Here is a 20745-nt window from a genome sequence, read left to right as displayed (position 1 = left end):
GGCAATCCATGCCGGGGTGAACTGGTCGCGGGGATATACCTTTCAGAAAGCGCGCTTGCGCTGTCGGATACCTCTGCTCACTCGGAACATCCCCTCTATCGCTTGAGATCGTGCCGGTGACGATGGAGGATCAGCGGGGACTATGGAATATGGGGGCTACCGGACAGGTGCTTTTTTTCTTTACACTGCAGGCAGATAGCGTGATGGGGAGGGCAAGGGGAAAGAGGCTTGACAAGGCGAGATGCAGTAGGATGAACGCAATGAAAAAGGAGTTGCAATGAGCGAGCTACTCGACCCCACCAACGATTACGTCTTCAAGCGGCTGTTTGCCGAAGCGCCGGATCTGCTGGTGGATCTGATCAACGATCTGCGCCCGGACCTGCCCAACATCACCTCGGTGGAGATCCTCAATCCCAACATCGAGCCGACGGACCTGACCGGCAAGTACATCATCCTGGACGTGCTGGCCCGTGACGGTGACGGCCACTGCTACAATGTCGAGGTACAGGTACGCCGCTACGGCGCCTGGCACAAGCGGGGGCTGTTCTACCTGGCTCGCACGCTGGGTACCCAGCTCGGCGCCGGTGAGGACTACCAGGAGCTGCGTGCTTCGGTGGGCCTTCACCTGCTGGACTTCGACCTGTTTACGGACACCGCTGGCGAGCGCGAGCAGGCAGTATGGCGCTTCGAAATGCGGGATGAACGCCAGCCCGGTGTGACGCTCGGGAACATCCTGCAGATGAACCTGATCGAATTGAACAAGGCGGATCGCCTGGGCTTGCCGGAAGGCCCGCTGCGCGCCTGGATCACCTTCTTCAAGCACTGGCAGGAGGAATTGACGATGGCCAATGTTGCCCATGAACCGGTCAAAAAAGCGATGAGTCGCATCCGCGAGCTCAGCGCCGATGAGGAGACCCGCCGCCTGGCGTTTGTGCGAGAGCGGGCGTTGCGGGATGAAGTGTCGCTGCTGAATGATGCGAAGCGAGAGGAAGCGCAACGTATACTCCAACGCCTACTTACGAAGCGCTTTGGCGATTTGCCCGAGTGGGTTATCCAAAGGTTGGATGCTGCTAATGCCCAGCAATTGGAAGGTTGGACAGATGAAATCTTGGTGGCGAATACCCTTGAGGAGCTGTTCAAGCACTGAGATTGAGGCCCGGATTCGCCGGCTCTGTGCTGTTTTTGCCATTGACGTGGCGGCTTACGCGGTGATGAGCAACCACTACCACATCGTGCTGCGGATCGATCAGGACCGCGCCCAGGGCTGGTCGGATGAGGCGGTGTGCGGATGTACACTTACCAGTATCGCTTGCGCCGGATACACGCTGATCGTGCTGAATAATCTATCCCATCGTGTTCATCACTCCTTCAAAACCCCTCTCCACCTCACCCACCCTGCCTCCCTTGCTGGGAGGCCCATGCCTGTGGTACCGATCCCACCCGCCATCCGCTGCCCAGGCCGTGGTGGGCTGGGGAGCCAAGGCCAGCGGTCGTCGTGCCGAGGCGCTGGCCCGGGCGCATGGATTGCAGTGCCTGCGTCTTGAGGATGGTTTTTTGCGTTCCTACTTGCCGGGGCAGGGTTCGGTGGGGCTGTCCCTGGTGGTGGATGCGCAAGGTATCTATTACGACGCCACCCGACCATCGGATCTGGAGTCCTTGCTGGCCTCCGAAGGTGATCCACTGGCTGGTATGGAAGCCGAAGTGGATCGGGCGGTGGACCTGATCCGGCATCATCGCCTCAGCAAATACAACCATGCCCCGGATCTGGATCCTCGCATGCTGCGGACCACGGACAGAGCGCGTGTGCTGGTGGTGGACCAGACCCGGGGTGATCTGAGTGTGTCCCTGGGGTTGGCGGATGCCGATACCTTCACAACCATGGTGGAGGCGGCACTGACGGAAAATCCTCGGGCCACCATTTATATCAAGACTCACCCGGAAGTCAGCGATGGCACCAAGCGGGGGTATCTGTCCGATTGGCCTGAGCACCCCCGGGTGGTGATGCTGCGTGAGCCGGTTAACCCCATCAGTCTGCTGGAGATGATGGATCGGGTGTATGTGGTGACTTCCATCCTGGGGTTCGAGGCGTTGCTGGTGGGCAAGTCGGTCACGGTGTTGGGGATGCCCTGGTATGCGGGTTGGGGGGTGACGGACGATCGCCGGCGCTGTGCGCGGCGCGGGCGGCAGCGTTCCGTGAGGGCGCTGTTTGCGGCGGCTTATTTGCGTTATACCCGCTATCTTGACCCCGAGACCCACGAGAGGGGCAGCATTTTTGATGTGATCCAGTGGTTGATACGGCAAAAGGCCGTGGAAAGTCAGGTGTCGGGGCGCAAGGTGGTGGTGGGGCTGCGGGGATGGAAGGCGGCCAATCTGTCACCTTTGCTGAGTCTGCGGCCGGGGCCTTTGCAGTGCGTGAAGTCGGCGGCCAGGGCAGAACGGTTGGGGTTGACCGCCGAGGACAATGTGCTGTTCTGGGGGCGTGATGCCCCGGCGGGTGTGGATGCCTTGAGTCAGGCCACGGGTGCCCGGTGCTGGCACATTGAGGATGGTTTTATCCGTTCCGTGGGGTTGGGGGCCCATCGTGTGCCGCCGCGTTCGGTGGTGCTGGATGATCTGGGGATCTATTTCGACCCCTCTCGGCCTTCCCGCCTGGAGCAGGTGCTGGCCACGGCGGCGTTTACCGAGGAAGAGTTGGCGCGGGCGTGCCGGGTGCGGGCGTTGATCGTGGAACAGGGTCTGACCAAATATAACCTGGAGCCGCGTGTGGTTCCGTGTTGGGCGTCCAGGCCGGGGCCGGTGGTGTTGGTGCCGGGGCAGGTGGAGGATGATGCCTCCATTCGTTATGGCACCACGGCGGTGCGTACCAATCTGGGGTTGCTGCAGGCGGCGCGCCGGGCGCATCCTGATGGGTTCATTGTGTACAAGCCGCATCCGGATGTGCTGCATGCGCGGCGGCGGGGGCGTGTGGACGAGGCTTTGCAGTGGGCGGATGTGATTGAAACCCGGGTGTCGGTGGTGAGCTGTATCGAACATGCGGAGGTGGTGCATACCCTGACGTCGTTGGCGGGTTTTGATGCCTTGCTCAGGGGGAAGGTGGTGGTGACCTATGGTGAGCCTTTTTATGCCGGGTGGGGGTTGACCCAGGACCGGGTGGTTGAGGGGAAGGGGCTGCATCGGCGGGGACGCCGGTTGACGCTGGATGAGTTGGTGGCGGGGGTGTTGTTGCGTTATCCCCGGTATTGGGATCCGGTGTTGAAGGGGTATACCACCTGCGAGGCGGTGATCAGGCAGGTGGTGGCGGAGCGTGGTGCGCTGGAGGAAACGGGCCGGTTACTGTATCGGCCCAGGTCTCGTTGGTTGCGGTTGAAGTATTGGTTGTTCGGTGGGTTGCGGTGATTCGCTTTCAGGTCGTTTCCACGTCGCTGGCATAGTGCCCTTCGTATGCCGCATGGCTTTGCGCCGGGCGTGTTACTTGGAACTGTCAAAGTCGGGTTTGGTCACTGGTCAGTTTGTCCTTTATGGGCGGACAAATTATTACTGGTAGTGGTAACGACAAGCGATCACTACCAGGGCTTGGTGGTCGACGCAGTAAACCAGCCGGTGGGTGTCGTCGATGCGGCGCGACCAGAAGCCCGAGAGGTTTTCCTTGAGGGGTTCGGGTTTACCAATGCCCTCGAATGGGTGGCGCAGGCAATCTTTGATCAGGGCATTAATGCGCTTGAGCGTCTTGCGGTCCTGGCCTTGCCAGTATTCGTAATCGTTCCAAGCGGACAGGGTCCAGGTCAGTTTGAGCAGTTTGTCTTCAATCGGCATTGACCAGATTCTGCTGCTTGACCTGTCCTTGGCGGTACTGCTCGATGGAGCGCGCCAGGTGGGCTGCGTTCGCAGGTGATCTAAGCAGATGGACGGTCTCCATCAGGCCGTTGAAGGTGTCCAGCGACATCACCACTGCATCGGGGGCGTCCCGGCGTGCAATGATCGTGTAGTCGGCATCGTCGATGACCTGATCGATCACGTTTTTGAGGCTGTTTCGTGCCTCAGAGAAATTCACTACGCGCATGACGATGGCCTCTCTAGAGTTGTGCTTTTTTTCGTACAAGTCTAAGGCGTTGCATGCATGTTTGCAAGGCAGGGGGGCAGCGCTGTTCCGTAAGCGCCAGAGAATCAGCACCTACCCTGCCGGTCTGAGATTGACCACTTGCCGAAGCGCCGAGGACGCGACAGGAGTACCTGTCCGGTAGCCCCCGTATTCCATAGTCCCCACTGATCCTCCATCGTCACCGGCACGATCTCAAGCGATAGAGGGGATGTTCCGGATGAGCAGAGGTATCCGACAGCGCAAGCGCGCTTTCTGGAAGGATCTGGTCCAGCAGTGGGCGGCCTCAGGCCAGAGCAAGGCGGCCTTCGCCCGTCAGCATGGAGTCACGTCCCGCCAGTTATCGCAATGGGCGGCGCGGTACCCGGAGTGGGTGGTAGCCGAGGCTGAGCCAGGGCGCGCGCCTTCGAAGCCGGCAGCCGGTCCGCAGCGGTTTTTGGCGGTCCGCACAGTGGAGGACGAGCCCGATCCCGTAGCTCTGTTGCTGCAGCCCGGGGTTGGACCGGTGGTCGTGGCGCTGGGCAATGGCCGACGGTTGGGGGGGCTCAGATCGTTTCTACCTCGAACGCCACGATCTGTCGCTGCTCGCTGGAGAACTCCACGCCGATCAGATGAATGGGTTTGCCGGCGGCGCGGTATTTGTCGGCATAGCCTTTTGCCCTGATCTGCTCCAGGGCCTTGCCCTCGGGCAGCTGCTCCACCACCTTGAACTCGAATAGATAGATGTGGCCGCCGAAGTCGATGGTCATGTCCACGCGGCCATGGTGGCTGGCGTCTTCCACCGTGACCTGGACGCCCAGCGCGGCGAAGTGGCTGTAGAACACGCTGGCGTAGTGGCCTTCGTATTGGGCAATGGGGTTGTTGCGATACCAGTCGTGAGGTAGCCCGGCGTAGAGCGCCTTGAGGTGGGTCTCCAGGCCTGCAAGGTCGTGTTGCTGCAAGTGCTTGAACAGGGTGCGGCGCTTGCTCGGGGCGTTCTCGACACCCAGCGACGGCAGCAGCGCATGGTTCAGGCTGGTCTCTACCTCGCGGTTGGGAAAGCCCAGGGTGTACTGACGGTAGCCCAGCATGGGTTCCTCGACCTGCTTGATGGTCAGGTAGCCGGTCTGGAAGAGCAGGGCGTCGGTGCTGATGTCGTCCACGTCGAACTGGCTGAGTAGCTCGTATTCCGTCTCCCATTGATCCAGCTGAGGGGTGAAGACCCCCCGCTGCATGAGAACGTCGATCAGGAAGGTGGGCGTGGCGCTCTCGAACCAGTAGGGGCCGAACGCCCGGTTCTGCAAGAGCAGCAGTACGTCGAAAGGGTTGTAGACGGAGGTGACCTCACAGCTCCCCCAGCGATAGCCGTTGTACCACTCTCGGATTGCCTCACGGTCCAGGCCGGACAGCTCCGGGGCAAACACCGTGTCGATGTCCTCATCCGTGTAGCCACAGATGGTGGTGTATTCCGGCAGCAGTGTGATATCGCGCAAATTATTCATCCCCGAAAACAGGCTGACCTTGCTGAACTTGGAGACCCCGGTGATCATCACCAGATGCAGGTGGGGGTCGGCGTCCTTGATCACGCTGTAGAGGTTCTTCAGGCCTTCACGTAGTTCACGGGCGCGCTCTGGGTCCAGGATGTTGTCCAGGATGGGTTTGTCGTACTCGTCGATCAGCAGCACCACCGGTTGGCCCGTTTCCCGGTGGGCGAGCTCCAGCAGGTCAGAGAACTCGCCGGGAATATCGGTCTTGGGGAAGGTGGCCTGGGTGAAACGCTCACGCTCTTTGCGCAGCTGGTGGCGAATCCGCTGGTCCAGCTCTTCACGATTGCGCATCACCCCGCTGCCGAAGCTCAGGTGGATCACGGGATGGGTGGCCTGCCAGTCCCAGCGATGGTGGAGGTACAGCCCTTCGAACAGGGCCTGGCGGCCTTCGAACAGGCAGCGCACGGTGTCCAGCAGCAGGCTCTTGCCGAAGCGCCTTGGGCGGGAGAGGAAGTAGTACTTGTTCTGGTGGACCAGGCGCTCGATGACCGGCGTCTTGTCGACGTAGTAGTAGCCTCGTTCGCGGATCTCGGAGAAGGTCTGGATCCCTATCGGGAGTCTGAGGCGCTGTTCGGTAGCCATGCTGGCCTCCAGAGTGAAAACGTCGTGCTGGCGGGAGTTTAACACGCCCCCAAGGCGATGGCCTGCCTGGCAAAGGATCGGGATGAACTGCTGGCGTTTTACGACTACCCGGCAGAGCATTGGGTGCACACCCGCACCACCAACCCGATCGAGTCGACCTTTCGCCTGGGCTTGCTGGAAGGCCCGCACCGAGATGGATGACCAGCTGATCGCTGAGATTGAAGAGCTGCCGGTTGAAGAGGTGGCTTGGCTGCGTGCCGAGACGCAGCACTGATCCTGCTTTCCCCTATATTCCCGCTTGACGCATAATGAAGGGCAGCCCCATCCAGGAATTGCCCTTGATGACTTTTTTATATTTCCACCAAAGAGAGTATTTGAATGCCTATCTGAAAGGTCGGCTTGGGGGGAGTGTTGAGGTTGCTTTGCGATTGCTTAAACAAGGTAAAGTAGATGATGCCACCATTGCTGCCGTGACTGAGCTGCCAATCGATGCGATTCATGCGCTGAAAAATCTTCCTGCTGATTATCTGGATAACCTCGAGGATTGTTCAGAGGTTTTCGATGTACATGGGGAAATGCTCAGTGAGTGGTCTGAAAAAGCTTGGGTCGAAGGTCTGAGGGGATGTGTCAATAAGTTCTTCAAAGAAAGGTTTGGTCCATTGCCATCATGGGCTCAAAAGAAGCTAGATGACGCGGATGAGAAAAATCTCGCATGGTGGCTCCGGGAAGGCGGGCGGTATAAGGACCTAGAGGAATTATTGCTTGGTTACGATATGGCTGGTCAGATTCTAATGCATGAGCCTCCTCACTGGGAAACCAAGCCATTTTTGAAAGGGATTCGTCGTGCTCTCCGGCTTCAGGTGATAGAAAAGTTTACGGATGTTCCATTCTGGCTAGATGAGAGACTGGCCGAGGCAACATACGAGGAATTGAGTGAAGTATCCATCCGATTGCTGAGTGCAAAGGCCCTGGAAGATTTGTTTCCAGATGCTGATGTTCCACCAAAAAATTAGCCGGGCCTCGCCCGCGAAGGCGGCACACAATCATGGCCAGGGCGCTGCTGCCGCAGCGCGTCGCCGGCGAGGCCAGCTCCCACGGGGGTTTCGCGAGCCTGTGTGCCTCTCGTGCCGCCCTTGTGGGAGCGGCCCTTGGCCGCGAATGGAGAATTGCTGGGATTGTGGCTTCAGGCTGCCTCCACATCGAACGTCACGATCTGGCGCTGCTCGCGGGAGAACTCCACGCCGATCAGATGAATGGGTTTGCCGGCGGCGCGGTATTTGTCGGCATAGCCTTTTGCCTTGATCTGCTCCAGGGCCTTGCCCTCGGGCAGTTGTTCCACCACCTTGAACTCGAAGATATAGATGTGGCCGCCGAAGTCGATGGTCATGTCCACGCGGCCATGGTGGCTGGCGTCTTCCACCGTGACCTGGACCCCCAGGGCGGCGAAGTGGCTGTAGAAGACGCTGGCATAGTGCCCTTCGTATTTCGCGATGGGGTTGTTGCGATACCAGTCGTGGGGCAGGCCGGCGTAGAGGGCCTTCATGTGCGCTTCAAGGCCTGCCATGTCGGCGGCCTTCAGCAGGCGCGGCAACCGGATGACCAGTTCATCGAAGATGGCGTGACTGACGCCCAGTACCGGGAGCAGGGCTTCGTTGAGGCTGATCTCAACCTCCTGGTTGGGCAGGCCCAGTTCATAGAGCGGTCGGTTGGGCACTTCTTCGTGAATGTTTTTGAGGGTGAGGTAGCCGGTTTGAAATAGCAGGGCGTCGGTGGAGATGTCATCCACGTCGAAACGGCTGAGCAGGGCTGGTCGGCTGTGCCAGGCGGTGAGTTCGGGGGTGAAGACACCCCGTTCCTTGAGCAGGTTCACCAGGAAGGTGGGGGTGGCGCTCTCGAACCAGTAGGGGCCGAACTCACGGTTTTGGAGCAGTAGCAGCACATCGAACGGGTTGTAGACAGAGGTGACCTCCTGCCCACCCCATCGATAGCCGTTGTACCACTGCCGGATGGCCTCACGGTCCAGGCCAGGCAGCTCGGGGGAAAACACCGTTCTCGGAGAAGGTCTGGATCCCTATCGGGAGTCTGAGGCGCTGTTCGGTAGCCATGCTGGCCTCCAGAGTAAAAGCTTCGTGCCGACGGGAGTTTATCATGGCTCTGGTGGTGGTCGTTGTCGCCACTGTCACCGTCCTTTCCTGTCCCGTCATCGGCACTATCATCGTCACTCCCGCTTTCGCGGGAGTGACTTCGCAAGCAGGCCAATGGGCTCCCGCTATCCTTACGGCGCCGGAGGCTGGGACATCGGCTTGATGGTCAGCTGCAGCCCCAGAGCGTTGGCGACCTTGTTGATGGTGGAGAAGGCGGGGTTGCCTTCGCCTGAAAGTGCCTTGTAGAGCCCCTCGCGGCTCATGCCGACCTCCTTGGCCAGCTGGCTCATGTTACGTGCGCGAGCCACGTCGCCCAGAGCGGCAGCGAGGAGTGAGGGATCGTTTTCCTCCATCACGGCCTCCAGGTAGACGGCGATTTCCTCTTCGGTCTGAAGGTACTCGGCGGTGTCGTAGTGGCTGAATATCACCTGCTGTTGGGTGGCCATGGGTTACTCCTTCCATTGCTTGGCAATGGCTTTAGCTTGTTCGACGTCGCTGGGCTGGCTGCTCTTGTCGCCCCCGCAGAGTAGCACCACCACGATGGGGCCTCTGTTGAGGTAGTAGACCCGGTAGCCGGGGCCATGGGGGATGCGCAGTTCCGAGATGCCTTCACCGACAGGTTTGACATCGCCAGGGTTGCCGAGGCTGAGTCGTCTGAGCCGTACCGTGATCTTGGCGCGGGCACGAGTATCACGAAGGCTTCGCAGCCACCGATCAAAGACATCGGTTTTGATGAGTTCGATCATGTGTGAACTCTAGTTGGCAGATTGTTTAGTGTCAATTCTGGCGGTGGCTCCCCTGGGAACGGCCCTTGGCCACGAGCGATGCCCGAGATTGTCGCTTCTTCAGGCCGTTTCCACGTCGAATGCCACGATCTGCCGCTTTTCCCGGGAGAATTCCACGCCGATCAGGTGGATCGGCTTGCCGCAGGCGCGGTATTTGTCGGCATAGCCCCTGGTTTTGATCTGTTCCAGGGCCTTGCCTTCGGGTAGCTGCTCCACCACTTTGAATTCGAACAGGTAGAGGTGGCCGCCGAAGTCGACGGTCATGTCCACCTTGCCGTGGTGGCTGGCGTCTTCCACTGTGACCTGGACCCCCAGGGCGGCGAAGTGGCTGTAGAAGACGCTGGCGTAGTGGCCTTCGTATTGGGCAATGGGGTTGTTGCGGTACCAGTCGTGGGGCAGGCCGGCGTAGAGGGCCTTGAGGTGGGTTTCCAGGCCGGCCAGGTCGTGCTGCTGCAAGTGCTTGAACAGGGTGCGGCGTTCGCGTGGGCCGTTTTCGACGCCCAGTGACGGGAGCAGCGCGTGGTTCAGGCTGGTCTCCACCTCGTGGTTGGGAAAGCCCAGGGTGTACTGGCGGTAACCCAGCATGGGCTCCTTGATCTGCTTGATGGTCAGGTAGCCGGTCTGGAAGAGCAGGGCGTCGGTGCTGATGTTGTCGACATCGAACTGGCTGAGTAATTCGTATTCCGTCTCCCATCGGTCCAGCGAAGGGGTGAAGACCCCACGTCGCTTGAGGACGTCGACCAGGAAGGTGGGCGTGGCGCTCTCGAACCAGTAGGGGCCGAACTGACGATTTTGCAAGAGCAGCAGTACATCGAAGGGGTTGTAGACGGAGGTTACTTCGGAGCCGCCCCAGCGATAGCCGTTGTACCACTGGCGGATGGTCTCGCGGTCCAGGCCGGGTAGCTCGAGGGCGAATACCGTGTCGATGTCGTCATCGGTATAGCCGCAGATCGTTGAATACTCAGGCAGCAGCGTGATATCGCGCAGGTTGTTCAGCCCCGAGAAGAGGCTGACCTTGCTGAATTTGGAGACGCCTGTGATCAGCACCAGATGCAGGTGGGGGTCGGCGTCCTTGAGTACGCTGTAGAGGTTCTTCAGCCCCTCGCGCAGTTCGCGGGCACGCTCGGGCTCCAGGATGTTATCCAGGATGGGCTTGTCGTACTCGTCGATGAGTACGACGGCGCGCTGTCCATAGTGGGCGTGAGTCTGGCGAATCAGTGATGAAAACTCACCGGAGATGATCTCGGCCGGTGGTTGGGGTAGCGCCAGTTTTTCTCGTTGTACTTTCAGTTGGTGCCAGATGTGGGCATCCAGTTCCTCGCGGCTTTTGACGACGCCGTCGGCAAAGCTGATGCGGATGACCGGGTATGTTGTCTGCCAGTCCCATTTGTCATGGAGGTAGAGTCCTTCGAACAGGGTTTTTCGGCCTTCGAACAGGCAGTGCAGGGTGTCGAGCAGCAGGCTTTTGCCGAAGCGGCGGGGGCGGGAGAGGAAGTAGTAGCCGCCGATCTTCGCCATGGATTCGATCAGAGGGGTCTTGTCGACGTAGTAGTGGCCCTTGCGCAGCTTTTCAAAGGACTGGATGCCGATGGGGAGTGTGAGGCGCTGATGGTTAGCCATGCCTGGCCCTCCAGGGACGAGTATCGTGCCGACGGGAGTTTATCATGCCGTTTCCACATCGAATGCCACGATCTGCCGCTTTTCCCGGGAGAACTCCACGCCGATCAGGTGGATCGGTTTGCCGGTGGCCCGGTATTTGTCGGCATAGCCCTTTTGCTTGATCTGTTCCAGGGCCTTGCCTTCGGGCAGTTGCTCCACCACCTTGAATTCGAACAGGTAGATGTGACCGCCGAAGTCGACGGTCATGTCCACCTTGCCGTGGTGGCTGGCGTCTTCCACCGTGACCTGGACGCCCAGGGCGGCGAAGTGGCTGTAGAACACGCTGGCGTAGTGGCCTTCGTATTGAGCAATGGGGTTGTTGCGGTACCAGTCGTGGGGCAGGCCGGCGTAGAGGGCCTTCAGGTGGGTTTCCAGGCCGGCCAGGTCGGCGGCCTTGAGCAGGCGCGGCAAGCGGATGACCACATCATCGAAGACGGCATGGCTGACGCCCAGCGCCGGTAGCAGGGCCTCGTTGAGGCTGATTTCCACCTCCTGGTTGGGCAGGCCCAGTTTGTAGAGGGGCCGGTTGGGGACTTCTTCGTGGATGTCCTTGAGGGTGAGGTAGCCCGTCTGGAACAGCAGGGCATCGGTGGAGATGTCGTCCACATCGAAACGGCTGAGCAGTGCCGGGCGGCTGTGCCAGGCGGTGAGTTCGGGGGTGAAGACACCCCGTTCCTTGAGCAGGTTCACCAGGAAGGTGGGCGTGGCGCTCTCGAACCAGTAGGGGCCGAACTGGCGATTTTGCAAGAGCAGCAGGACGTCGAAGGGGTTGTAGACGGAGGTTACTTCGGAGCCGCCCCATCGATAGCCGTTGTACCACTGGCGGATGGTCTCGCGGTCCAGGCCGGGTAGCTCGAGGTCGAATACCGTGTCGATGTCGTCATCGGTATAGCCGCAGATCGTTGAATACTCAGGCAGCAGCGTGATATCACGCAGGTTGTTCAGCCCCGAGAAGAGGCTGACTTTGCTGAATTTGGACACGCCTGTGATCAGCACCAGATGCAGGTGGGGGTCGGCGTCCTTGAGTACGCTGTAGAGGTTCTTCAGCCCCTCGCGCAGTTCGCGGGCACGCTCGGGCTCCAGGATGTTATCCAGGATGGGCTTGTCGTACTCGTCGATGAGTACGACGGCGCGCTGTCCATAGTGGGCGTGAGTCTGGCGAATCAGTGATGAAAACTCACCGGAGATGATCTCGGCCGGTGGTTGGGATAGCGCCAGTTTTTCTCGTTGTACTTTCAGTTGGTGCCAGATGTGGGCATCCAGTTCCTCGCGGCTTTTGACGACGCCGTCGGCAAAGCTGATGCGGATGACCGGGTATGTTGTCTGCCAGTCCCATTTGTCATGGAGGTAGAGTCCTTCGAACAGGGTTTTTCGGCCTTCGAACAGGCAGTGCAGGGTGTCGAGCAGCAGGCTTTTGCCGAAGCGTCGGGGGCGGGAGAGGAAGTAGTAGCCGCCGATCTTCGCCATGGATTCGATCAGAGGGGTCTTGTCGACGTAGTAGTAGTGGCCCTTGCGCAGCTTTTCAAAGGACTGGATGCCGATGGGGAGTGTGAGGCGCTGATGGTTAGCCATGCCTGGCCCTCCAGGGACAAGTATCCTGCCGACGGGAGTTTATCATGCCGTTTCCACATCGAATGCCACGATCTGCCGCTTTTCCCGGGAGAACTCCACGCCGATCAGGTGGATCGGCTTGCCGGAGGCGCGGTATTTGTCGGCATAGCCCTTTTGCTTGATCTGCTCCAGCGCTTTGCCTTCGGGCAGTTGCTCCACCACTTTGAATTCGAATAGGTAGAGATGGCCGCCGAAGTCGACGGTCATGTCCACCCGGCCGTGATGGCTGGCGTCTTCCACCGTGACCTGGACGCCCAGGGCGGCGAAGTGGCTGTAGAAGACGCTGGCGTAGTGGCCTTCGTATTGAGCAATGGGGTTGTTGCGGTACCAGTCGTGGGGCAGGCCGGCGTAGAGGGCCTTGAGGTGGGCTTCGAGGCCGGCCATGTCGGCGGCCTTGAGCAGGCGCGGCAAGCGGATGACCACATCATCGAAGACGGCATGGCTGACGCCCAGCGCCGGAAGCAGGGCCTCGTTGAGGCTGATTTCCACCTCCTGGTTGGGCAGGCCCAGTTTGTAGAGGGGCCGGTTGGGGACTTCTTCGTGGATGTCCTTGAGGGTGAGGTAGCCGGTCTGGAACAGCAGGGCATCGGTGGAGATGTCGTCCACATCGAAACGGCTGAGCAGTGCCGGTCGGCTATGCCAGGCGGTGAGTTCGGGGGTGAAGACGCCGCGTTCCTTGAGCAGATCCACCAGGAAGGTGGGCGTGGCGCTCTCGAACCAGTAGGGGCCGAACTGACGATTCTGCAAGAGCAGCAGGACGTCGAAAGGGTTGTAGACGGAGATTACTTCGGAGCCGCCCCAGCGATAGCCGTTGTACCACTGGCGGATGGTCTCGCGGTCCAGGCCGGGTAGCTCGAGGGCGAATACCGTGTCGATGTCGTCATCGGTATAGCCGCAGATCGTTGAATACTCAGGCAGCAGCGTGATATCGCGCAGGTTGTTCAGCCCCGAGAAGAGGCTGACCTTGCTGAATTTGGAGACGCCTGTGATCAGCACCAGATGCAGGTGGGGGTCGGCGTCCTTGAGTACGCTGTAGAGGTTCTTCAGCCCCTCGCGCAGTTCTCGGGCGCGCTCCGGTTCCAGAATGTTGTCGAGGATGGGTTTGTCGTACTCATCGATCAGCAGCACGACCGGCTGGCCCGTTTCCTGGTGGGCGAATTCCAGCAGATCGGAGAACTCGCCGGGAATATCCGTCTCGGGGCTGGTGGCCTGGGTGAAACGCTCGCGCTCCTTGCGCAGCTGGTGGCGAATGCGTCTGTCCAGCTCCTCGCGATTGCGCATCACGCCGCTACCAAAGCTCAGACGAATCACGGGGTGGGTTCGCTGCCAGTTCCAGCGGTCGTGGATATGGAGCCCCTCGAAGAGTGACTGACGGCCTTCGAACAGGCAGCGCAGGGTGTCCAGCAGCAGGCTTTTTCCAAAGCGTCGGGGGCGGGAGAGGAAGTAGTACTTGTTCTGGTGGACCAGGCGCTCGATGACCGGCGTCTTGTCCACGTAGTAGTAGCCCCCCTCGCGGATCTCGGAGAAGGTTTGAATGCCGATGGGGAGTCTGAGGCGCTGTTGGTCAGCCATGCCTGGCCCTCCGGGAACAAGTCTTGTGCCGGTGGCAGTCTATCATGGCCTCTGGTGGTGGTCGTTGTCGTCATCTTTTATCTTCATCTTCATCTTCATCTTCATCTTCATCGCCACGGCCACCGGCACCGGCACCGGCATTATCATCGTCACTCCCGCGAAAGCGGGAGTCCAGTGCACGGTTTCAGTCTGCCACTGGATTCCCGCTTTCGCGGGAATGACACCTCGGACGTTATTTCGCTGGCAGGCCGGCTCCCACGGGGCTTCCACGAGGCAGGCTTTTCAGGAAGAAACCCAGGGCTGTGGCATCATTGGCCGGTCAACGGGGTGATGGCACAGGGGGATTTTCGTTGTTTCAGGTTTTCGGTACCTGCTCAAGGACATTGAGCCGCAATACACGGGTTGCCCGCATGCTCGGCGCCCGCCTGGTGCATGTTTCCGCATGGAGAAAGCCTCCGGCCGAAGTGACCACCCTGGTGGGCTGGGGGCGCAAGGGTCCCGCCTTCAAGACCCTGGCCTTGGCCGAAAAACATGATCTGCCCTTCATCACCCTGGAAGATGGTTTCCTGCGCTCCTTCGGGCTGGGGGTCAACGGTACGCCCGCCCTGTCCGTGGTGGTGGACGATCTGGGGATCTATTTTGATGCCCGGCAACCTTCCCGCCTGGAGCAGATACTCCAGCATGAAACGTTCTCGGTGCCATGCCTGGTGCAGGCTGATCTGGCCCTGGAGCGACTGCGTCGGGGGCGTCTGACCAAGTACAACCAGGGCACCGAGGTGCCTCCCGGCGCTTTCGATCCCGATCGCAAGCGGGTCTTGCTGGTGGATCAGACCGCCGGGGATGCCTCCATCACCTGCGGTCTGGCCACGGAAGAGACCTTCCTTCGCATGCTGGAGGCCGCCTTTGATGAGCATCCCGATGCCCAGGTCTGGATCAAGACCCACCCGGATGTCCTGGCCGGGCGCCGCCAAAGCTGTCTGTCGCGGGCCCAGGCCCGTCGGGATGTCCACTGGATCACTCAGGACTGGCATCCCCATGACCTGCTGGGCCATTTTCACCATGTCTATGTGGTTACCTCCCAAATGGGACTGGATGCCCTGATCGTGGGGCGTCCGGTCACCTGTTTCGGAGTGCCCTTCTACAGTGGCTGGGGGTTGACCGATGATCGTGCCGGCTGCGATCGGCGTACCACGCGGCGCACCCTCGGGGAACTCATCGCCGCCGCCTATCTGCGCTACCCCCGCTACCTGGATCCGGAAACCGGCGACCCGGGGGATTTCTTTCAGGTCGCCGACTTCATCGAGCGCCAGCAGCGTGTCCGCGATCAGTGGCCCCGGCGCTTCATCGGTGTGGGGGTTCAGCGCTGGAAGCAGGCCCATTTGAGGCCGCTGTTGGCCCAGGCACGGGAGGGGGTGGTGTTCGTGCCGACACCGAAGGCCGCGGCGGCGATGGATCCGCGGCCCGGTGATGCCTTCGTGCATTGGGGACGGGATGCGCCGGAAGACTTGATGACGCTTGCCGGGGAATGGGGGCTGCGCACCTTTTTTATTGAGGACGGTTTCTATCGCTCGGTGGGATTGGGTTCGGATCTGATTCCGCCGCGTTCCCTGGTGCTGGATGAACAGGGACTCTATTTCGATCCCCGGACGCCGTCCGATCTGGAACGGCTGCTCAACACGGCGGTGTTCCAGCCGGACGAACTGGCACGGGCGCGTACCGTGCGTGATCTGATCGTCCGACAGGGTCTGACCAAGTACAACCTGGAAAGCCATGCCCCGGTGCAGTGGCCTGCCGGTGACCGTCCGGTGATCCTGGTGCCGGGGCAGGTGGAGGATGATGCCTCCATCCGCCACGGCTGTGCCGGGGTCAACACCAATCTGGGGCTGATCCGGGCCGCCCGGGCCGCCTGTCCGGAGGCCTTCATCGTTTTCAAGCCGCATCCGGACGTGAGTTCCGGCAACCGGCGAGGGCACGTGCCTGATGACCAGGCGCTGGCTCACGCGGACTGGATCGAGCGGGAGGCCAGCGTGGTGGCCTGTATCGAGGCGGCGGATGCGGTACATACCATGACTTCCATGGCCGGGTTCGAGGCCCTGTTGCGGGAAAAACCGGTGGTGGTCCATGGTCGGCCGTTCTATGCCGGATGGGGGCTGACGCAGGATGCCCTGCCCATGCCCGGGCGCACCCGCCGGTTGAGCCTGGATGCGCTGGTGGCCGGGGCCTTGTTGCGTTATCCGCTGTACTGGGACGGGTCGGTGCGGGGCTTCGTGTCCTGCGAGGCGGTGCTGCGGGGGCTGGTGGCGGAGCGCGATGCCCTGCAGGCGCAGGGCAGGCTGGTGCATTTGCGGCGGGGCTGGGTCCGACGGCAGGTTCGCAAGGTCAGGGGCCTGGTGGCGGGCCTGCTCCCGGATCATCAATCCCGGTGATCACGGATGATGGCGGCCAGCATGTGGGTGATCAGGGCGCCGAGGATGGCCAGGATGCTGAAAACGGTGATGTTGTACACTCGCCGTGGCTCCATGGCGTATTGGGGGTAGGTGGCCTCCTGCAGCACCGAAACCTGCTTGAGGGTGCGGGCGGCTTCGACCCGGGTGTTTTCCAGGGAGGCCAGGGCGTTGGCATAGAGTTCCCGGGCAAACTCCACCTGCAGCAGCAGGGTTTCATATTCGGCGGCCAGACGATTGAGGGCGTCACCGCTCTGGGCCGCCATGCGGGTGCGTTCGATGTCGATCTGGTTGCGAATGGCCTGGATCTCGCTGCGCAGACGGACCATTTCCGGCGAGGTGGGACTTTGGGATTCACTCAGGGCCATCTGTCTTGCGCTGAGCTTGGCCAGTTCCGCCTCCAGTGAGGCCACCACGGTGCTCAGGCTTTCCACCGTGCCGGTGGGGGAGATAAGACCGTGCCGGTTCTGGAAGGCCAGGAGGTTTTCCCGGGCCTGTTCCAGCCGCCTCTGCAGGTCTGCGACCTGGATTTCGATGAACCGGACCTGTTCGGTAGCCAGGCGCTGGCCCATGGCGTTCATGTGGGCCTCGCCTTCGCGCATGAGTTTGATGACCATGGCCTGGGCCAGATCCGGATCATAGGCGCTGGCCCTGATGCGCATGATCTGGGCGTATTCGTCCATCTCCACTTTTACCCGGCGCAGGTAGTGGCGGTGGAATTTTTCCAGGTGGCCGTCGGTGTCGTTGAGACGGGAGAGACGATCAATGCGACGGTCGCTGTAATGCCCCCTGAGATCGAAGGCCTCATCCAGCTTGCGGGCCATGTCCACCGAAAGCAGATGATCCCGCAGCAGCAGCATGTCGGCCATATTATTACCGCCGGAGAGCAATGAAGCAAAACTCAGGGTCGGCGGCGCGATCTGCGGGGTCTGCAGCACCACGTTGGCCTGGGAGACGTAACGATCCGTGGCCAGCAGTGACCAGTAGAGGGTCGCCCCCAGGATCAGGATCAGGCAGAGGGGCCAGTAAGGGTGCTTGAGGATGAGATTCTTCATTGTGAGTGTGGAGGCTGTGCCTGAGCGGGCCGAGGAGTGGCGACGGCGTTGGTTTCGGGCCTGGCTGGTTTTACAGGGCGTTTTTTGGGTACAGCCTTGGCGCTGACTTCGGCCTCGATACTATCGTGATAGGCCTTGATGGCTTCGTCTATGCTGTCGAACCAGATGGCCTGACCCTTTTCCAGCAGAATGCCGGCTTGGCACAGGTCTTTGAGGATGCCCTCGCTGTGGGAGACCATGATGAGACTGGCCCGCCCCACCTTGTCTCTGAAGGCCTTCTTGGCCTTTTTTTTGAAGCTCCGGTCACCCACGGCGGTGGCTTCGTCGGACAGATAGACGTCGAAATCGAACGCCAGGGAAAGACCAAAGCCCAGGCGGCTGCGCATGCCGCTGGAGTAGGTCTTGACCGGTTCGTCGAAGGCCTCTCCGATCTCGGCAAAATCTTCCACAAAACGGATCACGTCCTCAATAGACTGTTCCCCGCCATGTATGCGCGCCACGAACTTGACGTTCTGGCGACCGGTCATGTTGCCCTGGAAACCGCCCCGCAGTCCGATGGGCCAGGAGACCCGGCAGCGGCGGATGATTTCTCCCCGGTCGGGGTAGTCCATGCCGCCGATAAGTTTGAGCAGGGTGGATTTGCCGGCGCCGTTGCGGCCCAGCAGGCCTACGCTGATCCCCTTTGGGATGCAGACATTGATGTCACGCAGCACCCAGTCACTGCCGTGATGGTTGTGGTAACGCTTGTAGACGTGTTTGATCTCGATCATTGGGCTTTGAGTCGCTGGGCGAAGCGAAGATGCAGAGCCAGACCCAGGGCCGTGGAGCCGATGATCCAGTACCACAGGTAGGCGAAGTCAACCCCGCCGAGGGTCTTGTAGCCGCCGAAGAAGGCCAGTCGCAGCACCTCCAGCCCATGGACCACCGGGTTGTAGAGCAGGTATTCCTGTATGTGGTGGGGCAGGTTCTGCAGGGGGATGATGACGCCGGAGAGGATCAGCATGGGCAGCATCATCATGCGGATGAGGATGCCGATCTCGGCCACCAGACTGACCAGTACCGACACCACCAGCCCCACCCCCATGCCCAGCAGCCACAGGGAAAGCCAGGCCAGCATGGCCATCAGCGGGTCGCTGGGGAGGATGTCGTGACCCAGCAGCGAGGCACCGGCAATCAGGATGAACAGCACGACGGTCTTGAGGATGCCTTCTACCACGTTGCGGACCAGTACCGGGTCTACCGGGGCCACCTGCCGGTAGGCGAACAGGGCCTTGTTGGCATCCACGGCCCCCATGGAACGCAGCACGCCTTCACGGAACAGGAAGAAGGCGGTTAGTCCCACGATCAGCCAAGGGATGAACTCCGCTCCGGTGATCAGGCGGATGCGGCCCAGCATGTCACGAATGGACACCATGATGACCACGAACAGGATCGGCTCCGCCAGCATCCAGAACCACGCAAACCGGTCTCCCGATGTGCGCGCCACCGCTTCTCGCAGAAACAGCGCCCGCCAGACGCTCCATGTGACCTGCCAGGGTGTACGCATCAAAGATCCACGACAACCTTGGTGGCGATGGCGATCTGGTAAAGGATCTGGGTGAGGGTGGCGGCCAGTTGCAGGTTCTTGGTGGGTACTTCCGGCAGCACCAGGATCTCGTCGCCGGGGCGCAGGGCCACCTGGTCGGCGGCGCGGACCTCGCCGTTCTGACGCACCACCAGGATGTGCTTGCGATCCGCGTGCTGGCTGAAGCCGCCGGCCCGGTCGATGTAGTCACGCAGGCTCTGGCCGGGGACGTAGACCATGGCCTGGGGGATCAGCACCTCGCCGCTGATGAGCAGGGAATCGGAACGCTCCGGGATGGTGATGATGTCGCCGTCCTGCAGGCGGATGTCGGCGATGCGGTCCTCGCTGGCCACCACCATGCGGCCGGTGGGCTGTACCTGTCGCGCCCGGGCGACGAAGCCCTGGATCAGTTCCGCCTCGCGGGCGCGGATGGTGGCCTCTTCGGGCGTGGCGGACGAGGCCCCCAGGTAGGTGGTCTCCAGGCGCCGCAGGCTGTCTTCCAGGGATTGACGCTGGCGTTCGGCCACCGACAGGCGGCGGATGGAAACGGCGGTGACGTCGGTCAGGCGCGGATCGACGGCGATGCTGTCCAGCAGTTCCCGAAGACGGGCATCCTTGGGCACGGCGAAGCGGGAGGGCCCCATGTAGCTGCCTTCCAACTGAACCACGATGGTGTCCGGCCGCTCATCGGCGGAGAACAGGATCTCGTCACCGTTGTTGAGCGGGGTGCGGCGGAATTCCTCCAGGCTCAGATAGGCGGAGAAGGGGCCTTGGGCACGCACGCCGCGCACCAGGACATGGGAGGCATCCGGCTTGTGCTGGGCCAGATCAAGCACGCTCTGGCCGGTGAGGGTGTCCGGTTCCAGTTCGAAGCGGTGGGGGCGGGCCACGTCACCGGCCACGGTGACCACGGGGCCGCGACGTTCCACCACCAGGGTGTCGCCATCCTTGAATTGGGGGCGGGGAATGCTGCCGGTGAGCAGGAAATCATACAGGTCGGCCAGGGCGATGGTTTCGCCGTCGCGGATCAGGCGCACCCGGCGGTAGCTACCGGTGTCCTGGTCGATGCCGGCGGCCTGGTCCAGGAAGTAGAGCAGGGAGTCGTGGGGGCTGCCGGCGTAGCGGCCGGGGTTGACCACGTGCCCGGTGACGAACAGGGCCACGGGCTGGGTGCCCTGGAGGTTGGTGTAGACCTCCACGTTGTCGGTGAATACGGATCTGACGGCGCTTCTGACGCGACCGTCCAGCTGGCCGTGGGGCAGCCCCTGGACCTGCACCGGCCCCACATAGGGGATGAAGATGTTGCCTTGGGCGTCCACGGGCAGTACGCGGTCGATTTCCACCGCGCCCCAGGCCCGCAGGGTGATCTGATCACCGGGAAGGATGCGGTAGTCGGGGCTCAGGCCGGCGGCGCGGGTGCCGCGAAAGCCGCCCTTGAACAGGTGGGCGCCGAAAGGGGCGATGCCGGTGTCCCGGCCGAGGGTGCCGGGTACGGGGCCGTGGGTGCCGGTACGCCAGTCCACCGGAGAGGGGGGCTCCAGGGTGTCCGGTATGGGGGCGGCCTGCTGGGCGCGGGGGAGGTCTCCCATGCCGCTGAAGCTCTGTGCCGCGGCGGTCATGGGCAATGCCGGGAGCAGCATGATCAGCAGCAGGGTTGTCACAAGCCATGCGGCGGGGCGACCGGTTTTGGGCAGGCTTTGGGCGGTT

17 protein-coding genes and 3 pseudogenes are annotated in these 20745 nt (G+C 61.4%); 7 read left to right on the top strand and 13 right to left on the bottom strand.

All coding sequences use genetic code 11. The annotated features are described in order from the left end of the window. The first annotated feature begins 277 nt into the window (after positions 1-277). The 3 genes and pseudogenes from ECTPHS_RS04840 to ECTPHS_RS04835 all read left to right on the top strand — a co-directional run bounded on the left by ECTPHS_RS04840 (position 278) and on the right by ECTPHS_RS04835 (position 3396). Positions 278-1147, top strand: a complete 870-nt coding sequence (locus ECTPHS_RS04840; RefSeq protein ID WP_008931574.1) for an Rpn family recombination-promoting nuclease/putative transposase — start codon at positions 278-280, stop codon at positions 1145-1147. Position 1148: 1 nt separating this feature from the next. Further along, positions 1149-1283: pseudogene (locus ECTPHS_RS15100) on the top strand (transposase); the annotation flags it as partial. 70 nt (positions 1284-1353) lie between these two features. Next, positions 1354-3396: a capsular polysaccharide biosynthesis protein gene (locus ECTPHS_RS04835; RefSeq protein ID WP_246828310.1), complete on the top strand. Its 2043-nt coding sequence runs from the start codon at positions 1354-1356 to the stop codon at positions 3394-3396. A gap of 138 nt (positions 3397-3534) precedes the next feature. Here the strand turns inward: ECTPHS_RS04835 and ECTPHS_RS04830 are convergent, their stop codons facing one another. From ECTPHS_RS04830 to ECTPHS_RS04820, 3 genes are all read right to left on the bottom strand, one after another. Further along, on the bottom strand, positions 3535-3813 hold the full coding sequence (locus ECTPHS_RS04830; protein ID WP_008931572.1) for a Txe/YoeB family addiction module toxin: 279 nt from the start codon (positions 3811-3813) through the stop codon (positions 3535-3537). Then, a complete protein-coding gene (locus tag ECTPHS_RS04825) occupies positions 3803-4060 on the bottom strand; it encodes a type II toxin-antitoxin system Phd/YefM family antitoxin (RefSeq protein WP_008931571.1) in 258 nt (85 codons plus the stop codon). Before ECTPHS_RS04825 ends, ECTPHS_RS04830 begins: the two co-directional genes overlap by 11 nt. Positions 4061-4641: 581 nt before the next feature. After that, on the bottom strand, positions 4642-6204 hold the full coding sequence (locus tag ECTPHS_RS04820; RefSeq protein WP_008931570.1) for an ATP-binding protein: 1563 nt from the start codon (positions 6202-6204) through the stop codon (positions 4642-4644). A gap of 48 nt (positions 6205-6252) precedes the next feature. Here ECTPHS_RS04820 and ECTPHS_RS14535 point away from each other — a divergent pair. Next, positions 6253-6366: pseudogene (locus tag ECTPHS_RS14535) on the top strand (transposase); the annotation flags it as partial. Between the two features lie 146 nt (positions 6367-6512). Next, positions 6513-7217, top strand: a complete 705-nt coding sequence (locus ECTPHS_RS04815; RefSeq protein WP_040405147.1) for a hypothetical protein — start codon at positions 6513-6515, stop codon at positions 7215-7217. A 170-nt stretch (positions 7218-7387) separates the two neighbouring features. Here the strand turns inward: ECTPHS_RS04815 and ECTPHS_RS04810 are convergent. The 6 genes and pseudogenes from ECTPHS_RS04810 to ECTPHS_RS04785 all read right to left on the bottom strand — a co-directional run. Further along, positions 7388-8254, bottom strand: a pseudogene (locus tag ECTPHS_RS04810) (PD-(D/E)XK nuclease domain-containing protein); the annotation flags it as partial. A gap of 225 nt (positions 8255-8479) precedes the next feature. Next, positions 8480-8794 carry an addiction module antidote protein gene (locus ECTPHS_RS04805; RefSeq protein WP_008931566.1) on the bottom strand — a complete coding sequence of 105 codons (315 nt, stop codon included), beginning with the start codon at positions 8792-8794 and terminating at the stop codon, positions 8480-8482. 3 nt (positions 8795-8797) lie between these two features. Continuing rightward, positions 8798-9094 (bottom strand): type II toxin-antitoxin system RelE/ParE family toxin, encoded by a 297-nt coding sequence (locus tag ECTPHS_RS04800; RefSeq protein ID WP_008931565.1) that lies wholly within the window; start codon positions 9092-9094, stop codon positions 8798-8800. Positions 9095-9193: 99 nt separating this feature from the next. Then, positions 9194-10753: an ATP-binding protein gene (locus ECTPHS_RS04795; protein WP_008931564.1), complete on the bottom strand. Its 1560-nt coding sequence runs from the start codon at positions 10751-10753 to the stop codon at positions 9194-9196. A 42-nt stretch (positions 10754-10795) separates the two neighbouring features. Next, entirely contained in the window at positions 10796-12364 is a 1569-nt protein-coding gene (locus ECTPHS_RS04790; protein ID WP_008931563.1) for an ATP-binding protein, read from the bottom strand. A gap of 42 nt (positions 12365-12406) precedes the next feature. Continuing rightward, on the bottom strand, positions 12407-13975 hold the full coding sequence (locus ECTPHS_RS04785; RefSeq protein ID WP_008931562.1) for an ATP-binding protein: 1569 nt from the start codon (positions 13973-13975) through the stop codon (positions 12407-12409). A gap of 25 nt (positions 13976-14000) precedes the next feature. On the opposite strand from ECTPHS_RS04785, the gene ECTPHS_RS14530 reads away from it, so the two are divergent. Further along, positions 14001-14306 (top strand): hypothetical protein, encoded by a 306-nt coding sequence (locus ECTPHS_RS14530; protein WP_141565258.1) that lies wholly within the window; start codon positions 14001-14003, stop codon positions 14304-14306. Positions 14307-14385: 79 nt separating this feature from the next. Further along, positions 14386-16401, top strand: coding sequence for a capsular polysaccharide biosynthesis protein (locus tag ECTPHS_RS04775; RefSeq protein WP_008931560.1), 2016 nt, complete (start codon positions 14386-14388; stop codon positions 16399-16401). Here the strand turns inward: ECTPHS_RS04775 and ECTPHS_RS04770 are convergent. The 4 genes from ECTPHS_RS04770 to ECTPHS_RS04755 are packed head-to-tail and all read right to left on the bottom strand — an operon-like array spanning position 16389 to position 20699. Then, positions 16389-17474 carry a chain-length determining protein gene (locus tag ECTPHS_RS04770; protein ID WP_008931559.1) on the bottom strand — a complete coding sequence of 362 codons (1086 nt, stop codon included), beginning with the start codon at positions 17472-17474 and terminating at the stop codon, positions 16389-16391. The genes ECTPHS_RS04775 and ECTPHS_RS04770 overlap by 13 nt on opposite strands. Continuing rightward, positions 17471-18244 (bottom strand): ABC transporter ATP-binding protein, encoded by a 774-nt coding sequence (locus tag ECTPHS_RS04765; protein ID WP_008931558.1) that lies wholly within the window; start codon positions 18242-18244, stop codon positions 17471-17473. Before ECTPHS_RS04765 ends, ECTPHS_RS04770 begins: the two co-directional genes overlap by 4 nt. Further along, on the bottom strand, positions 18241-19020 hold the full coding sequence (locus ECTPHS_RS04760) for an ABC transporter permease (RefSeq protein WP_040405144.1): 780 nt from the start codon (positions 19018-19020) through the stop codon (positions 18241-18243). Before ECTPHS_RS04760 ends, ECTPHS_RS04765 begins: the two co-directional genes overlap by 4 nt. Further along, on the bottom strand, positions 19020-20699 hold the full coding sequence (locus tag ECTPHS_RS04755) for a polysaccharide biosynthesis/export family protein (RefSeq protein ID WP_246828309.1): 1680 nt from the start codon (positions 20697-20699) through the stop codon (positions 19020-19022). The genes ECTPHS_RS04760 and ECTPHS_RS04755 overlap by 1 nt, the downstream gene beginning before the upstream one ends. Between the last annotated feature and the right edge of the window lie 46 nt (positions 20700-20745).

The sequence above is a fragment of the Ectothiorhodospira sp. PHS-1 genome, from assembly GCF_000225005.1.
Classification (GTDB): Bacteria; Pseudomonadota; Gammaproteobacteria; order Ectothiorhodospirales; family Ectothiorhodospiraceae; genus Ectothiorhodospira.
The sequence above is the reverse complement of the archived record's forward strand: the minus strand, read 5'-3'. Positions and strand labels throughout refer to the sequence as shown.

Coding starts and splice junctions, on each gene's coding strand:
- ECTPHS_RS04825 (WP_008931571.1), bottom strand. CDS start 4,060: ATGCGCGTAGTGAATTTCTCTGAGGCACGAAACAGCCTCAAAAACGTG.
- ECTPHS_RS04815 (WP_040405147.1), top strand. CDS start 6,513: ATGAAGGGCAGCCCCATCCAGGAATTGCCCTTGATGACTTTTTTATAT.
- ECTPHS_RS04765 (WP_008931558.1), bottom strand. CDS start 18,244: ATGATCGAGATCAAACACGTCTACAAGCGTTACCACAACCATCACGGC.
- ECTPHS_RS04795 (WP_008931564.1), bottom strand. CDS start 10,753: ATGGCTAACCATCAGCGCCTCACACTCCCCATCGGCATCCAGTCCTTT.
- ECTPHS_RS04760 (WP_040405144.1), bottom strand. CDS start 19,020: ATGCGTACACCCTGGCAGGTCACATGGAGCGTCTGGCGGGCGCTGTTT.
- ECTPHS_RS04790 (WP_008931563.1), bottom strand. CDS start 12,364: ATGGCTAACCATCAGCGCCTCACACTCCCCATCGGCATCCAGTCCTTT.
- ECTPHS_RS04830 (WP_008931572.1), bottom strand. CDS start 3,813: ATGCCGATTGAAGACAAACTGCTCAAACTGACCTGGACCCTGTCCGCT.
- ECTPHS_RS04775 (WP_008931560.1), top strand. CDS start 14,386: ATGCTCGGCGCCCGCCTGGTGCATGTTTCCGCATGGAGAAAGCCTCCG.
- ECTPHS_RS04820 (WP_008931570.1), bottom strand. CDS start 6,204: ATGGCTACCGAACAGCGCCTCAGACTCCCGATAGGGATCCAGACCTTC.
- ECTPHS_RS04785 (WP_008931562.1), bottom strand. CDS start 13,975: ATGGCTGACCAACAGCGCCTCAGACTCCCCATCGGCATTCAAACCTTC.
- ECTPHS_RS04800 (WP_008931565.1), bottom strand. CDS start 9,094: ATGATCGAACTCATCAAAACCGATGTCTTTGATCGGTGGCTGCGAAGC.
- ECTPHS_RS04770 (WP_008931559.1), bottom strand. CDS start 17,474: ATGAAGAATCTCATCCTCAAGCACCCTTACTGGCCCCTCTGCCTGATC.
- ECTPHS_RS04840 (WP_008931574.1), top strand. CDS start 278: ATGAGCGAGCTACTCGACCCCACCAACGATTACGTCTTCAAGCGGCTG.
- ECTPHS_RS04805 (WP_008931566.1), bottom strand. CDS start 8,794: ATGGCCACCCAACAGCAGGTGATATTCAGCCACTACGACACCGCCGAG.